General features: G+C 57.7%; 1 protein-coding gene. It reads left to right on the top strand.

Annotated elements, in window-relative coordinates; all coding sequences use genetic code 11:
* Nucleotides 1-21: 21 nt before the first annotated feature.
* Entirely contained in the window at nt 22-18,654 is an 18,633-nt protein-coding gene (locus YC6258_RS29890; RefSeq protein ID WP_044617921.1) for an SDR family NAD(P)-dependent oxidoreductase, read from the top strand.
* Nucleotides 18,655-18,656: the final 2 nt, after the last annotated feature.

Below are 18,656 nucleotides of genomic sequence, written 5' to 3'. Positions count from 1 at the left end.
TTCAGGTTCAAGGGCATTCAAATGACAGATTTTTTAAGAAATCTTCTGCAACAGGTCAAAGACAGACATATCAGTAAAGAAGAAGCCATGAGCCGGCTGAAGGAATACAACCGCCAGTTGGCGGACGGTGATGGAGAGGCCCAGGGCAATGATGAAACGGGTAATCAGGCCCGTCATGACAGCCATGCCTATGAGCTGCTGACCTTCAGTGAACAATGGCAGCCGGCTGTGCTGACGGATCAACCGGTGCGAACCCTGAGCCGTATTATCTGTCTGGCATCGACGGCCAGCGTGCAACGTCAGGTTCGGGCGTTTTGTGGGACCGATACCCAGGTGATCTTCATTGCCGCGTCCGGTGCTGAAACTGACGGGCATGATCAGCATGTCCATGTGATCAGCACTGATCAGCTGAGTGACTATCAACAGGCATTTCAGGCGGTGGCCGGACAGATGGCCGAGGCGGATGCCGTGATCGATTTCTGGCCGCTGGAAACGCCGGCGCTACGACACGATTACCGTCATACCGTCCAGGCTTTGCAGGCGCTGGCCGGTTCCGGTTTACGGGTATCGCGCTGGCTCATGGCGGGTCAGCTGGCCGATATCAACCATCTGACGCTGGAGCGCTGTTATCTGGAATCCTGGTTAGGCTTTGAACGCTCGCTGGCGATTCTGCTGCCGCAAATGCCGGTTACTCCGGTGTATTTCTGTCAGACCACCGAAACCGAAACCGAAACCGCTGCCGAAACCCTGCCGGCGGATCTGACACCGTGGTTAACAAAATTGTGGGCGGAATGTCAGAGCACCCATGCCCATGCCAGTTTGCATGTGGGCTCGCAACGCTTTGTCCGGGCAGTCCGGCCGACCCGATTGAATACTCTCAACCAGCAGACAGTCGCTCTGCGCGAGCACGGCTGTTACCTCATCAGCGGTGGCTGTGGTGGCCTGGGCATGGTGTTTGCGCGCCATCTGGCCGAGCGCTGTCAGGCGCGTTTGATTCTGACCGGTCGTTCTGCGTTAACCGAGCGTCATCAGCAAAATATCCGCACCCTGGAACAACTCGGTGCCAAGGTGTTTTATCTCCAGGCTGATATCTGTGATCGCGATGCCATGCTCACCGGATTGCGTCAGGCAACGGCGCAACTGGGATCCGTACATGGGGTGCTGCACGCTGCCGGAGTGGAGAACGGGCTGTCGTTGTTCGAAAAAGACTACGCCGCCATGGAGTCGGTACTCGCACCGAAAGTGCAGGGGACTCAGGTGCTCGATGAGGTTGTCGAGACCCTGATGGGTGAACGGTCAGAAGCGCCGGCACTCGATTTTGTCTGCTATTTCTCGTCCACCTCGGCGGTGCTGGGGGACTTTGGTCAGTGCGATTACGCCATCGGCAATCGTTTCCTGATGGCTTACGGTCAATACCGTCAGCAACGGGTCGAGCAGGGACTCGCCCACGGCAAAACCCTGGTGATCAACTGGCCGCTGTGGCGCGATGGCGGCATGGGTGTGGCCGATCAGGAAAAAGCTGCCTTTTATCTGCGTTCCAGTGCCCAGCGCTTCCTGGAGTCAGACGAAGGGCTGGCCATGTTTGAGCGGATTCTCGCCGACACCACCGGGCAGCATCTGGTGATTGCCGGAGAGCCGGCCAGAGTGCAGACATTTCTGGAACGGGCCTGTCAGGGCAGTTCCCAGGTGCCGGCCAAGGGCAAAACCCAGGTGGTGGCGCTGAACAGCAGCCGGCCGAAACCGGGCCGCCGCGATGAGCTTAGAGGCCTGAGTGTGGCCGATTGCCTGGACTGGGATCTGAAAAATGAGATCAGCCAGTTGCTCAAAGTGGCCAAAGCCCGGCTGCTCGATGATGAAAATTTTTCCGATTTTGGTTTCGATTCCGTCAGTCTGGCGCAATGCGCTGCCAATCTCAGTGACTACTACGGTTTTGAAATTTCCCCGGCCGTATTTTTCGGCTATCCCACTCTGCAACAGTTCAAAGATTATTTGCTGACCCAGTATGGTCCGGCTCTGGAGGCATTTTATGAAACACCGTCCACGTCAGAGACGCCTGTCCGCCCGGCGTCTGTCCATTCACTCACTGCGCCAGCAACGGCTGCGGCAATCGCGCCGGCGGCTGAAAGCGATTCTGAGCCGCAATCTCTCCACGCCCTGCTGACCGAGCCGGTGGCGATCATTGGCATGAGCGGGCGTTTTCCCGGTGCCCGTGATGTCAATGAGTTCTGGCAGATTCTGGCCGACGGTCGTGATGTCGTAACCCCTCTCGGCAATGAGCGCTTTCCCTGGATATCGTTGCAGGAACTGATGGCACCCGGCGAATCCCTGAGTATCAAAGGTGCCTATTTAGAGGATGTCGACGAGTTTGATCCGCTGTTTTTCGAGCTGTCGCCTGTGGAAGCCGTCGACATGGACCCGCGCCAGCGACTGTTGTTGCAGGAATCCTGGAAAGCCCTGGAAGACGCCGGTTACGGGGCCGGACAGCTGGCCGGGCAGAACATTGCCATGTATGTCGGTGCCGAAGGTGGTGACTACGGACTGCTGCAACATGATTCCCAGGCTGCCGTCACCGCCAATCATGAAGCCGTTATGGCGGCCCGGCTGAGCTACTTCCTCAACCTCAGTGGTGCCAACATGGCCATCAATACCGCCTGTTCTTCAGGTCTGGTGGCGTTGCATCAGGCTTGTGTCGCATTGCGCAATCGTGAATGCGATGCCGCCGTGGTCGCCGCGGTCAATCTGCTGACCACGCCGTATCCATATCTGGGAATGAGCCGTGCTGGCATGTTATCGGCCAGTGGCACCTGCCATGCATTCGACCGCCGTGCCGATGGACTGGTGCCGGGTGAAGCGGTGGTGGCTGTGGTGCTGCGGCGCTTGTCCCGGGCCGAAGCGGATGCCGATCCGGTGCATGCGCTGATCCGTGGCAGCGGTGTCAATTACGACGGTCGCACCAATGGCATTACCGCCCCAAGCGGGGTGGCCCAGGAACGCCTGATCAAACAGGTATATGACCGTTTTAACCTGAGTCCCGATGAGGTGCAGTACGTGGTGGCCCATGGCACCGGTACGCCGTTGGGGGATCCGATTGAAATCCAGGCGCTGAGCAATGTGTTCAGACAATCCGGTACTGAAAACGGACGCTGTGCGCTGACCTCCACCAAAACCAATGTTGGCCATAGTTTTGCGGCCTCCGGACTGGTCAGTCTGGCGGCCCTGATTCAGGCCATGCAGCATCAGACCATTCCCGCCAGTTTGCACGGTGAACAGCAGAGTGACTACATCGACTGGCGCAGCAGCCCGTTCTATCTGAACCGTGAAAGCCGGCCCTGGCAAACCCCGGCCGGGCAGCAGCGGCTCGGAGCCGTGAGTGCGTTTGGCATGAGCGGCACCAATGCCCATGCAATCGTGGGGGAATATCTGCCGGCGGCAAGGCCGGTATCCGCCAGTGCTCCCGGCTATTTGCTGGTGCTGTCGGCCAAAACCGACGACGCACTTGGGCAGATGCTGGCTAACCTGCATCTGCATCTGTCTGAACATCCGGCTGATCTCGCAGCACTGAGTTATACCCTGCTACTGGGACGCCAGCACTTTAAATACCGCTGTGCCCTGGTGGCGCAGGATCTGCCACAGCTGCTGGCACTGCTGGCGCAGGCGCGTCAGCAGGAGTCATTGCCGCAGATCTTCCGGGCTGAAGTTGCCCGCGGTTTCAAACCGCGTAACAGCCTGCGGGATTATGGTCAGGCATTGATCGCTCAGGCCCAGGTACAGCGTGATCAGCCGGCCCAATACCTTGAAACCCTCGGCACTCTGGCGGAAATGCACTGCCAGGGCTATGAATTTGACTGGCAGAATTTGTTTGCCGTTGCTGAACGTTACCGGCTGCATCTGCCGACCTATCCGTTTGCGCGGGAAAAATACTGGGTCAGTGCCCCGGCTGCCGTGCCAGCGACCGTGGTTAAAGAACCTTCGCCAGTACAGAGTGATATCGTTGACGCACCGGCAAATGTCCATGTGTTGTGTCCCCATTGGCAGGTTGAGGCCGTTGCAGACAATGAATTAATGACTGTGGCAGAGCATTGGGTGGTGTTATGTGACCCCGGCAGTGACCGCATCGGTGATGATGTCAGCGGGCTGCTGTCAGACCAGGGCCGGCCGGAGAAGATCAACTGCCTGATGCTGAAAGCGGACGGGCAAACCACCATTGAACAATGGTATGAAGCCGCCGCGCTGGAATTGTTCGGGCAGTTACAAACCCTGATGCGCAGCCGGCCCGAAGCCCCGATATTGATTCAGCTGGTGGTATTCCGTGAGGCGCTGGTTGCCGATCCGGATCAGCTCTATGCCGGACTGTTCGGGATGCTGAAGTCGGCGCAACAGGAACATCCACAGATCCATTGCCAGTTACTGGAACTGGACCCGGTGACGGCGGCCAATACGCCATTGCTGGTACAGCGGCTGTTGGAAAACCGTCAGGCCATGACCGAAGGCCCTGTCCGTTACCGTCAGGACGGTACCCGCGAGATATTGCAATGGCAGCCGATGGCGGCGGCCACCGATGTTAAAAGCCCCTGGAAATCGTCGGCGGTGTATCTGATCACCGGCGGTCTGGGTGGCATCGGTCTGCATTTTGCGCGCGACATACTGACCCATAGTCGCGATACCACCGTGTTGCTGACCGGACGTTCACAGCCGGACGTCTCAAAACTGGCGGCGCTGCAAGCGCTGGCCATCAATGGTAATCGCGTTGAATACCATGTTCTCGATGTCTGTGATGCCGCGGCGGTACAGGCGTTCTGTGCCTCTGAAGCAGTGGGCGAAGGGCTGACCGGCATCATTCACAGCGCCGGCCTGCTGCGCGACAGCTTTATTATTCAAAAACACGCCGGGCAGTTTGCTCAGGTACTGGCCCCCAAAGTCGCCGGACTGGTCAATCTGGATCTTGCCACCCAGGACATGGCGCTGGACTTCATCGCCGTTTGTGCCTCTCTGACCGGTGTCAGTGGCAATGTTGGTCAGGCTGACTATGCCTGTGCCAATGGTTTTATGGATCGTTACGTACATTACCGCAATGAACTGGCTCAGAGCGGTGCCCGACAAGGTGTTGCGATTGCGCTGGACTGGCCATTGTGGGCAGACGGCGGCATGCAGGTGGATGCGGAAATCCGCGCTCATGTGCATCAACAGACCGGCTTGTTGCCATTGCCTGGCGCTGCCGGTTTGCAGGCATTTTATCAGGCGCTGGCCGATGCCCGGCGCGGCGGCGCTCAGTACATGGTGCTCAATGTTGATCCGGCGCATCCGGCTCAACAAGGGGCTCAGGTGGTGGCAGAAACGACTGCGGCGGCGACGCCAGGCACTCTAGCCACGCCAGGCTCTGCGGCACAGCAGGAACAAACCCTGCGCAAACTGCGCGGTCTGTTCGCCGATGTGCTGAAACTGGCCATTGACCGCATCGATGATGACGAGCCATTTGAAAAATATGGCATCGATTCGATGATCATTACCCGCCTGAATCAGCGTTTGGGCAATGTTTTCGGTGAATTGTCAAAAACCCTGTTTTACGAATATCACACCCTCGCGGCACTGGCTGATTATCTCTATCGTCAGCATACTGCTGTCTGTCACGAGTGGATTGGTGCGGCGCCGGCTCCGTCGGCTGTCAGTGCAACCGTACCGGCTGTGCTGCCGCCACAACCGGTTCCATCGATCAAGCCGGTCAATGTTGCCAGCAGCGCTGCCTATTCCCAGGACCCCATTGCTGTCATCGGCGTCAGCGGCCGGTATCCGGGAGCGGCCAATATCCGGCAATACTGGCGGAATCTGCTGGAAGGACGCGAGTGCATCAGCGAGATTCCGGCGGAACGCTGGGACTGGCGCAGTCACTTTGAGGCTGACCCGGCTATCGCCGCCCAAAAAGGCAAAAGTTATAGCCGCTGGGGCGGTTTTATTTCGGATTTCTCCAGTTTTGATTCACTGTTTTTCGGCATTTCCCCGCGCGAAGCCATCAATATGGACCCACAGGAACGGCTGTTCATGGAAAGCTGCTGGCATACGCTGGAGCATGCCGGTTATACCCGCAGCCGATTGGCGGAGCGTCATCGCAACCGGGTAGGGGTGTTTGCCGGTATTACCAAAACCGGCTTCGAGCTTTATGGCCCGTTGTTGTGGCAGGCCGGTGAGCAGGTGTTCCCTCATACCTCGTTCAGTTCGGTGGCCAACCGGCTGTCTTACTTTATGGATCTGAACGGTCCGAGCATGCCGATCGACACCATGTGCTCATCATCTCTGACCGCCATTCATCAGGCCTGCGAATATCTGCGCCGGGGTGATTGCGACATGGCCCTGGCCGGTGGCGTCAATCTGTATCTGCATCCTTCCACCTATGTCGGGCTGTGTGCGGCCAACATGCTGTCTTCCGATGGTCACTGCCGCAGTTTCGGTCTCGGTGGCAACGGCTTTGTACCCGGAGAAGGGGTAGGCTCAGTGCTGTTGAAACCTTTGTCCATGGCCGAGCGCGATGGTGATCGTATTCTGGCGCTGATCCGGGCTTCGCACATCAATCATGGTGGCAAAACCAGCGGTTATACCGTGCCGAATCCAAACGCCCAGGCTGAACTGATCCGCGAAACCGTTAGCCGCGCCGGCATCAATGCCCGAATGATCAGTTACATCGAGGCCCATGGCACCGGCACTGAACTCGGTGATCCCATTGAAGTGCGCGGTCTGACCCAGGCTTTTGCGGCGGATACCAGCGATACCGGGTTCTGCGCCCTGGGTTCGGTGAAATCCAACATCGGTCACCTTGAAGCGGCCGCCGGTATTGCCGGGCTAACCAAAGTGATCCTGCAATTGCAGCATCAGACTCTGGTCACCAGTCTGCATATCCGTGAGGTGAATCCGAATATCGACTTCAGCCATTCACCCTTTGTGTTGCAGAACACCTCAACGGCGTGGCAGCGCCCGACCATCGATGGCCGGGAGTATCCGCGACTGGCGGGGCTCTCATCGTTTGGTGCCGGCGGTGCCAATGCGCATCTGATTATCGAGGAATATATCCAGCCACAGGCGGTCGACTATGGTTTGGCTGTGACTGCTGAAGATCCGGCAGTCATCGTTCTGTCTGCCAGAACCGCCGATCAGTTAAAGGATCAGGCCCGACAATTACTGGCTGTCATTGCTGCTGGTGAGATCCCGGCGGCGCATTTACGGGCACTGGCCTGTACCCTGCAAACCGCTCGCGAACCGATGCGTGAACGCCTGGCGATGATCGTGACCGGGCTGGAGGATTTGCAGCAGCTGTTAGAGGCGTTCATTGCCGGCGAAAACCCCGAAGGCCGCATTATTACTGGTGTGATGGGTGGCGATGCCACTCTGACCGCACTGCATCCGCGCGATGAGGATGCCCGTCTGCTGATCGACAGCTGGCTGGAAAAGAAAAAGTACTCGCGGTTACTGGAGTTATGGGTCAGAGGGCTGTACGTCGACTGGCAACGGCTGTATCCGCAGGGCAGTCTGCCATTGGTGGATCTGCCGCTGTATCCGTTTGCCCGCAAACGTCATTGGCTGCCCGGAGCGGCACAGCCACCGGCACCATCCGCCGGGATCAGGCCGGAACAGCCGGAATTATCGCCGTTGCTGACGTTCAGCGAGCAATGGCTTCCGCAAGCCCTGAAATCACAGCAATCCAGCAGCGTCAAAACGCTGGTCTGTTTTGCCTCCAGTGAAGCGATGCAGAATGCCGTGGTTGATTGCATTCAGCAGCATGATCAGGCCGTACAGCTGGTATTTGTGAGTACCGGTCCGGTGGTTTCCAGCAATCACAATGTGCCGGTTTATCGCCTGCAGGATGATGACGGCGATTATCGTCAGGTCTGCCGGCAGATTCGCCGGCAGTTCAATCAGGTCGATGCCATCTGGTATCTGTGGCCCCTTGAAGACAGCCAGCAGGTGCATGCCGTTAACCGCATCATCTGGTTATTGCAGGGCTTGATCGCATCCGGTCTGGAAGTCAGCAGAATCATGCTGGCTGGCGAATACCGCCTGCCCGGACACATCACCGGTCAGGACAGCGATTACGCCAGTCTGGATTTCTGTTATCTAGATGCCTGGGTTGGATTTGAGCGGTCGCTGAAACTGTTGTGTCCTCAAACCGCCATTACCGGTGTCTATCAGCGTGCCAGCGCCACTTCGGACACGGTCCGGCAGCTCTCCAGACTATGGCGGGAACTGCACCATGAGCAGCCGCAGTCGGTGGTGTATGACGGAGATATCCGCAAGATCAGCCAGGTGCAGCCACTGGCGTTGCCCGTATCTGCGGATGCCGTCGCTGTTGGCCTGAGACAGGGCGGATGTTATCTGATCACCGGTGGTCTTGGCGGCCTGGGACTGATTCTGGCGGAATATCTGGCCAGACGTTATGGGGCCAATCTGATTCTCACCGGTCGTGCAGCGCTCGATGCCGCACGTCAGTCCCGTTTGCAGGATCTGCAACTCTGGGGCGGGCGGGTGCACTATGTGCAAGGCAATGTGTCCGATCACGAAACCATGCACGCCGGACTGGCAGCAGCGCTGGCGGAATTCGGTCAGATCAACGGCGTGCTGCATGTGGCCGGAGTGGAAACCGGTCTGAGTCTGGCAGAGAAAGACTTTGCCACCATGGCCAGTGTGCTGAATCCGAAAATCGACGGCACGGTGATTCTGGATCATCAGGTGCACAGTCTGCTGACCGCTGCCGGGGTGCAGCAGAAGCTGGATTTTGTCTGTTTGTTTTCGTCGACCGCTGCTGTTCTGGGTGATTTCGGTCAGTGCGACTATGCCATCGGCAATCGCTTCCAGATGGCCTATGGCCGTTATCGTCAGCATCTGGTGCAGCGCGGCAAGCGTCATGGCCGGACCCTGGTGATCAACTGGCCGTTGTGGCGTGATGGCGGCATGGGTAAACGGTCGGCAGATAACAATGACATGTATCTGCGCTCCAGTGGCCAGCGTTATCTCGAACGTGATGAAGCGCTGGCGCTGTTTGAACAGTTACTACAGCAACCTGAAACCCAAACCCTGGTCATTGCCGGTCAGCGTGACCGTGCCTGTCAGTTTCTTGGGATCGATGCCGATGTAAATGTGCCGGTGAAGCATTCTCAACCACCCGCAGCGGTGAAACCTGCCGTTGCGACCAGGACAACCCCGGTTGCGCCGACGACGATGGATATTCCGCTGGCAGAACACGTGGAGGCCACTCTCAAGCAACAGATTCAGCAGTTGCTGGGTTTGCCGCTGGAAGAGATCGGCCGTGATCAGAACCTGGCTGACTTCGGGTTTGACTCCATTTCCCTGACCGAGCTGGCGCGGCTGGTGTCTGCCCATTACCGCATTGAGTTCAGTCCGGCAGTGTTTTTTGGGTACCCAACGGTGGCGCAGGTTCGGGATTATCTGTTGCAGCGTCATGCCGATGCCTTGAGCCATGCTGATCAGGCAGTAAAAGATTCGAAGGGTGCAGAAACCCTGGTTGAAGACCGCCGTCATACCCCTGCAGTGGTGGCTGCGGTCACGCCAGCGGCGTTTGACAGTGCGACGACTGCCATTCCCGAGGCGGTCAACATGATGGCTATAGCCGACCGGGAACCGGGCCAACAACCGGCCAGTCTGCGCGAACCGATTGCCATTATTGGCATGAGCGGTCGTTTTCCTCAGGCCCGTGACATCGACGAAATGTGGCAGATTCTGGCGGAGGGCCGTGAAGCTGTCACTCTGGCACCGGCGGAACGGTTCCAGTGGCAGGCCATCAGTGATGCTGAAAGCCGCGAACAGCTCAGCCGTCAGCGCTTTGGTGCGGTGCCGGGTGTGGCGGAGTTTGATCCGCTGTTCTTTGAAATCTCCCCGCGTGAAGCCATCGGCATGGACCCACGGCAGCGCCTGCTGATGCAGGAAAGCTGGCGGGCGCTGGAAGATGCCGGCTTTGGCGAGCGTCATCTGCGCAAGCAGAAAATTGGTGTGTTTGTGGGTGCCGAAAGCGGTGACTACGGTTTTCTGCGTGATTCCGATCTGGCTGACAGCACCGGTATTACCGCCAATCACGAAGCCATGCTGGCGGCCCGGCTCAGTTATTTTCTCAATCTGAGTGGTCCCAACATGACTCTCAACACCGCCTGTTCGTCATCCCTGGTGGCGGCTCATCAGGCCTGCACCAGTTTGCGGGTGGGCGAGTGTGACAGTGCCGTGGTGGCCGGGGTGAACCTGATGACCACACCGATCGGGCTGATCAGCATGAACCTCGCCGGCATGTTGTCACCGCAGGGCAAATGCCTGGCGTTTGATCAAAATGCCAATGGTCTGGTGCCGGGTGAAGCCGTGGTGGCACTGGTCCTGAAACGCCTCTCTGCGGCCAAAGCCGATGGCGATCCAATCTATGCCGCCATTACTGCCAGCGGCATCAACTACGATGGCAGAACCCAGGGCATTACCGCTCCCAGTGGTAAAGCCCAGGCGGAACTGCTGGACGCGGTATATGCGCAGTTCGATATCGATGTCAGTAATATCGATTACGTGGTCACTCATGGTACCGGCACCCGTTTGGGAGATCCCATTGAAGTCAACGCTCTGCGCGATGTCTTCCGGCAACATGAGGTTGAGCCCGGTCACTGCGCGCTGACATCGGTCAAAACCAATTTCGGCCATAGTTTTGCCGCGTCCGGACTGGTCAGTCTGGTGGCCCTGGTACAGGCTCTGCGCCATGAAACGATCCCTGCCAGTCTGCATTGTCAGGCCGAAAATCCGTTGGTGGCCTGGGAAGACAGTCCGTTGTACGTCAACAAGACTGCCCGGCCATGGCCGGCCCGTGCAGGCCAGGTGCGGTTGGGCGCGGTGAGTGCCTTTGGCATGAGTGGCACCAATGCCCATATGGTGGTCAGCAGTATCGACGCTGATATTCCAGTCCAGGCAGAGCCGCAGCCGTATTATCTGCTGCCACTGTCGGCGAAAACCGAATCGGCCCTGACCGCCAGAGTCGAGGCAATGCTGGCGTTGTTTGAACAGTCCGCAACCGGACTGTCACTGGATTCCGTCAGTTACACTCTGCTCGAAGGTCGTCAGCACTTCAAACATCGTTGCGTGATCGTGGCGGCGAGCCTTCAGGAAGCCTGTGAACGATGGCGGCAACTGCTGAATGGCGAGTCGATGGCCGGGGTGTTCAGTGGCCAGCTGGGCCGGGAGTTCAATGGTCAGGCAGCACTGCAACGCTATGGCGAACAGCTGATCCACGACAGCCACCGGTTAACCGGACAGCCACAGAAATATCGCGAGACTCTCAATGCGCTGGCGGATCTGTACTGTCAGGGTTATGCACTTGACTGGCCGGAGTTGTTCGATCTGACGGCGGTTAAGCGTCTGCATCTGCCAACCTATCCGTTTGCCCGCGATCACTACTGGAGCGCCGGCAATATCGGCAGTGGTGAAACCAGTGCCTCTCAGCCAGTGACATCTGCCCAGACCGGTAAAATGCTGCTCAAACCCTATTGGCAGAATGCTGAGGTAGCCAAGGGTGTGGACTACGCTGGTCAGACCTTGCGGATTCTGTGCGAGCCGAAACCGGAGACTGAGGCTGAGCTGCGATCAGAAATGAACCTGATTCTGCAGCATCACTCAAGCTCAATTGAAGAGCGTTATCGCAGCTACGCCGGGCAGTTATTGGAGCAAATCAAAACGCTGTTACAGAGTAAACCCTCTGAACCGGTGCTGGTACAGATCGTGGTATTCCGCAACGCCCGCATCCTTACCGATGATGCCCAGATGTTCGCCGGACTGTTTGGCATCCTGATTACCGCCCATCATGAAAATCCGCGTGTAATCGGCCAGCTGATCGAAATGGATGATGCCACCGATGCCGCTACCGTAATCTCGCGACTGGCGGACAACGGCCGCACGCTGCAACCCCTGCGGGTTCGCTACCATGGTTATCAGCGACAGATTCTCAACTGGCGGGAAATGATCAGCGCCGAAGGTTCCACCACCGAAATCCGGCAATGGCAGGATGAAGGTGTCTATGTGATTACCGGCGGTGTCGGTGGCATTGGTCTGGTGATTGCCAGAGACATTCTGAACGGCAGTCGTCATGCACGGGTGTTACTGATTGGCCGTTCAGCACTGGATGAGCAGAAACAGGCCCGGCTGCAGTCATTGCAGAGTCTGGGAGGACGCGCCAGCTATCATCAGATTGATGTGGCCGATGAGGCTTCGCTGGCGACCCTGGCCGAGGAGATCAAAACCCGTTACACCCGGATCGAGGGTATTTTCCATTGCGCTGGGGTCATCCAGGACAATTACATCATCAATAAGCCCTGTGATGAGCTGGAAGCGGTATTGGCACCGAAAGTGGCCGGACTGCTGAATCTGGATCGTCTGACAGAAGACATGGACATTGGCTTCCTGTTGCTGTTTTCGTCCATTTCCGCCGCCCTGGGCAATGCTGGTCAGGCCGATTACGCCATAGCCAATGCGTTCATGGATAATTTCGCCCGTTATCGTAGCCGGCTCGTCGAGGCCGGTCAGCGGAGCGGACGCACCATCAGTGTCAACTGGCCGTTGTGGCGTGAAGGCGGCATGCATATCGATCAGCAGTCAGAGCTGGAAATGGCCCGCCGTACCGGATTGGTGGCCTTGCGCAACGAAACCGGTTTGCAGGCCATCTGGGAAATTCTGAACTACCGCGATGATGAAGGAGAGGTCTATCAATGGATGGTGCTCGAAGGTGAACTGGAGCGACTGCGGGCGCAGATGGCGGTTATGCCTGCTAGGACTGCGGTGGAGACGGTCAAACCTGCGCTTCAGTCTGCTCAGCAAACCCCTCAGACCGCCCAGGCTGAAGCGGATGTGTACGCGGCGGCGCTGCCGAAGTTGATCGCACTGTTCGCCGATGTGGCCAGAATGAAACTGGTGGATATCGATGCCGATGAAGAGTTGCTGCGCTATGGCATCGATTCATTGATGATCACGCAGTTGAACCGGGCACTCGGGGAGGTCTTTCCCGGGCTGTCAAAAACCCTGTTCTACGAATATCAGACCCTGGCGCAACTGGGTCGTTATCTCAGTGATGAATACCGCGATATCTGCCTGAGCTGGTGTGGAGTGACCAGCGCTGCCTTGACCACAACTGCGCCTCAGGCTGAGGTTCAGCCCGTGAATGCATCCATCGCCGCTACAGTGATTCAACAACCGCGCGCTGTGGCGCAGGCCCATGAAGCCATTGCCATTATTGGCATCAGCGGTCGTTACCCACAGGCTGATTCACTGGAGCAATACTGGCAGAACCTGAGTAGCGGCCGGGATTGTATCCGTGATGTGCCGGCAGACCGTTGGGCCCTTGAAGGGTTCTTTGTTGAGAATCCCAAAACCGCCGTCTCGAATGGTAAGAGTTACAGTAAGTGGGGCGGTTTCATCGAGGGCTTTGCCGAATTCGATCCGCTGTTTTTTGGTATTTCGCCCCTCGAAAGCACCAATATGGATCCCCAGGAACGGTTGTTTCTTCAGAGCGCCTGGCACACCTTTGAGCACGCCGGTTATACCCGTGAAATTCTGCGCGAAAGCTGCCAGGGTCGGGTCGGGGTGTTTGCCGGTATCACCAAAACCGGGTTTGACCTCTATGGCCCGGGTTTGTGGCAGGACGGCGAAAAAGTGCTGCCACGAACGTCCTTCAGTTCGGTGGCCAACCGCTTGTCTTACCTGATGGATCTGCATGGTCCGAGCATGCCGATAGATACCATGTGTTCATCGTCGCTGACGGCGATTCACGAAGCCTGTGAGCATCTGCATCGCGGCAACTGTGATATGGCCATCGCTGGTGGCGTGAATCTGTATCTGCACCCGGCCTGCTATATCGAACTGTGCTCCACCAAGATGCTGTCGACCGATGGTCGCTGTAAAAGCTTTGGTGCCGGCGGTAATGGTTTTGTCCCGGGCGAGGGAGTTGGCACTGTGTTGCTGAAACCACTGCGCCGGGCCGAACAGGATGGCGATAATATTCTCGCGCTGATTCGCGGCAGCAGCATCAATCATGGTGGCAAGACCAATGGTTATACCGTGCCCAATCCCGTGGCCCAGGCCAGTCTGATCAAAGCGGCCATGCAGCAGGCCGGCGTCAAGCCGGAGGAAATCAGTTATATCGAAGCCCATGGTACCGGCACTGAGCTGGGTGATCCGATAGAAGTCACCGGCCTGACCCAGGCATTTATCGGTACCGCCTCGCGTGACCGTCAGCTGCCGCAACGTCGTTGCGCATTGGGATCGGTGAAATCCAATATCGGCCATCTCGAAGCCGCGGCCGGCATCGCCGGACTGACCAAAATCGTGTTGCAGATGCAGCATGGTCAGCTGGTGCCGAGTCTGCATGCCGAGACCCTGAATCCCAATATCGATTTTGATCAGACCCCGTTCGTATTACAGCGCTCATTGAGTGAATGGACGCGACCTCAACAAGTCCGTGATGGAGAAATCCACGAGTTACCGCGCATGGCCGGCATTTCGTCGTTTGGTGCCGGAGGTTCCAATGCCCATGTGATCATCGAGGAATACCGGCCGAGCCAGCCGCCAGCGGTCACGGCTTTGGCTGGCGCCATCATTTTCCCGTTGTCCGCCCGCAATGAAGAACGCTTGCTTGCCTATGCCCGGCAATGGCTGAACTGGTTGCAGGGAGACGGTGCCGATGTCAATCCGGCGGATATGATGTTTACCCTGCAAACCGGCCGGGAAGCCATGGAAGAACGACTGGGTATTGTGGCGGCATCGATGAGTGAGCTGATCAGTAAACTCGATGCATTCTGCGCCGGCCAAAACACCGTGGATGGTGTGTATCGTGGCAATGAGAAACAGCAGCGCGAGGCTCTGGCACTGTTTGGCAGCCAAAATGACGTTCGGGAAGCCATGGATAAGTGGCTGGCGCGGCAACAGTTTGAACAAATGCTGGCACTGTGGGTGAAGGGCATCAAAGTGAACTGGCAGCAGCTGTACCGTGATCGTCCGCAGCCTCGCCGGATCAATCTGCCGGTGTACCCATTTGCCCGCCGGCATTACTGGTTGCCCCTCAAGGCATCGCTCAAGGCGTCTAAGCCACAGTCGCTGGTCGCCGTGGCGCAGTTGCATCCGCTGTTGCAGCGCAATGCTTCGACGCTGTCGCAGCAGCGGTTTGAGTCGCATTTCAGTGGTGAGGAATTCTTCCTCCATGATCACCGCGTTAATGGCCAGCGGTTTATGCCGGGCGTGGCCTATCTGGAAATGGCCCGGGCAGCGGTGGCGCATTCTGTCAGTATCGATCAGCCGCATTTTGTGCAGCTGAACCAGACTGTCTGGTTGCGGCCGTTAATCGTCGATCGGCTGAGTCAGGTCAGTGTGACGATAGAACCTAAAGACAATGGTCGGTTGCGTTATCAGGTCAGCAGTCAGGACGGGCAGGGTGGTGAGATCGTACATTGTCAGGGACGTGCGTGCCTGATGCCGGCGATTCAGCCGATCACGCTGGATATCGCCGCGTTGCGGCAGCAGTGCCGTCATCATCAGGTCAGCAGTACCGATCTGTATGGCGTGTATCAGAGTCTGGGCATCGAATACGGACCGGCGCACCAGGCCGTCACCGAAGTGCTGATCGGCGATGAGCTGGCGGTTGCCGCCTTGCGATTGCCAACGGTTGTTGCCGCGGATGCCGGTAACTATGTACTCCATCCCAGCCTGATGGATTCTGCCTTGCAGGCGACAATTACCTTGTTGTTGTCACCGGCACGGCAGCAGGCCGGCCAGCCCGGCGCGATGAAACCGGCGTTGCCGTTCGCGCTCGATGAAATCTGCATTTACGGCCGTTGCAGTGCTGTCATGTGGGCGGTGATCCGTTCACAACCCGGCAGTACTGATAAAGGCGTGCAGAAAATTGATATCGATGTCTGCGATGAGCAGGGCGTCGTCGTTGCCCATCTGAAAGGTTATGCCGGTCGCAATCTGGAATCCGAAGCAACGGATACAAACGCTGCGGCGGCCGTTTCCACCGCGCTGATGTCGGTACCGGTGTGGGAAGCCCGCACCACGGCACAACTGGCGCTGGATCCGCAGTATGGTCAGACCGGCCAGCAACGAGCACTGATCGTGTGTGATCCGGCCAGTCCGGCGGTGTCACTGGCCTCAAGTTTTGCCCATGCTGACATCATTGATCCGACCGGGCTGACCCTGGCCGAACTCACCGATCAGTTACGCACCTTCGGGGATATCGAGCATGTGCTGTGGGTGGCTTCGCCGTGTCCCGTTGCCGATGTGGCTGATGATGCCCTGATCCGTACTCAAAACCACAATCTGCTGTGCTGTTTCCGCACCATCAAAGCCCTGCTGGCACTGCGTTATGGCAGTCGCGCACTACGCTGGACGGTGCTGACGTTTGGGGCGCAGCAAGTGTATCCCGCTGATGTCATCGATGCCGCCCAGGCCGGTCTGCATGGTCTGATCGGGGCGATGGCCAAGGAGTTCACCAAATGGCAGGTACGGTTGCTGGATCTGCCGCAGTTCCTGGCAACAGCGCTTGAACACTGGCCCATGGATACGCTCTGGCAGTTGCGCGCTGATCCTCAGGGCGATGCGCTGGCTTATCGCTTTGCCAGTGATGAAGTACAGCCTGGCCGTCAGGGTGAATGGCATCAGCAGATGCTGTTGCCGTATGCGCCGGCTGCCACAGCCGCGACCGTCAGTGCCTGGCGGGATGGCGGTGTTTACGTGGTGATTGGCGGTGCCGGCGGGATCGGTCACGTCTGGAGCGAATATATGATCCGGCACCACCGGGCGCGTATTGTCTGGATCGGCCGCCGGCCTCTCAATGCCGATATTCAGGCTCAGCTTGATCAACTGTCACAGTTTGGTGAAGCGCCAACGTACATCAGTGCCGATGCCACCGACCGGGCCTCTCTGGAACAGGCTTATCAACAGATACGTGACCGCTTTGGTGCCGTTCACGGGTTGATTCATGCCGCCATCGTGTTAAAGGATCAGGCTCTGGCGAACATGGAAGAACAGCGCCTGCATGCCAGTCTGTCAGCCAAAGTGGATACCAGTGTGCGCATGGCTCAGGTGTTTCAACCGGAAAATCCGGATTTTGTGCTGTTTTTCTCTTCCACTCAGTCGTTTTCCAAGGCGGCCGGTCAGAGTAACTATTCGTCCGGTTGTGTGTTTGAAGATGCCTTTGCCCGCCAGTTGGCGACCCATTGGTCGTGCCCGGTAAAAGTGATGAACTGGGGATTCTGGGGCAGTGTCGGCATCGTTGCGTCGGAGGAATATCGCCAACGCATGCGTAAGGTCGGACTGGAATCCATCGAACCCGAAGATGCCATGCCGGCATTACAGACTCTGCTGACGGCACCGGTCGATCAGGTCACTTTTGTGAAGGTCAGTCAGGCCGTGGTGCAGCAGACTCCGGCACTGGTTCAGCCTCAGTTGCTGGCATATCCGCCGGAGCAGGTATCCATCATTGACAGCCTGAACAATCGACCGCTGGAAGTAGGTGAGGCACCCGAGGTTGAGGCGGCGGTGCGGGATATGGGCGCGGTGGAGCCGCTGCTGTATCGAATACTGCGTACTCAATTGCTGGCCACCGGTTATTTCCATGAGGGTGTGTTGAACTGGCCGGAAGTCAGACCGAAGCTGCCCAAGCTGTATCCACAATGGTTTGCTCACAGCCTGCAACTGCTGACTGAGCAGGGCCTGATGCAACGTCAGGGTGACCAGTGGCAGGTGTTCGCGGATGACGATGATCCCTGGCAGCAATGGGCTGAGATGAAACCGGAATGGAATCGCAATCCGGCCTTAAAAGCCCAGATCGCACTGGTGGAAACCACCCTGGCGGCATTGCCGGATATTCTCACAGGTAAACGTCTGGCCACGGAAGTCATGTTTCCAAAATCCTCCATGGCATTGGTGGAAAACATCTATCGCAACAATCCGGTGGCAGATCTGTTCAACCGCATTCTGGTGGATTCACTGGTGAATTGTCTGCAGAGCTACCTCGATAAAGGTGTCCGGCAGTTCCGCCTGCTGGAGGTGGGAGCCGGTACCGGTGGCACCAGCGCGCTGGTGTTTGAGGCCCTGAAGCCTTACCGGGAATACATAGCCGAGTACTGCTACACCGATATTTCCAAGGCGTTTCTGCTGCACGCGGAAAAAACCTACGGGCCAGCCAATCCCTATCTGCGTTATAAGCTGTTCGATGCCATCCGGTCGCCGGCAGAGCAGGGGATTCAGCCCGGCTGTTATGACATTGTCATCGCCACCAACGTACTGCACGCAACCCGCAACATGCGCCAGACCCTGCGGAATGTAAAAGCAGTGCTGAAGCATTCCGGTCTGCTGATGCTCAACGAAATGAGCGCCAATCCCATCTTCAGTCATCTGACCTTCGGTCTGCTGGAAGGCTGGTGGATGTATGAAGATCCGGCTCTGCGGCTGCCCGGTTCTCCGGCGTTGTCGACCGCAAGCTGGCAGACGGTGCTGGAGCACGAAGGGTTTCGCTCACCCTGTTTCCCTGCCGAACCCTGTCATCTGCTGGGGCAGCAGATCGTCATCGCAGAAAGCGACGGACAGATCAGGCAAATGGTTTCACCTTCGGCCGATGTCAAATCGGACCGGACAATTAATGGGTAATT

Source organism: Gynuella sunshinyii YC6258, assembly GCF_000940805.1.
GTDB lineage: Bacteria > Pseudomonadota > Gammaproteobacteria > Pseudomonadales > Natronospirillaceae > Gynuella > Gynuella sunshinyii.
This window is presented reverse-complemented; position numbering and strand designations above follow the sequence as displayed.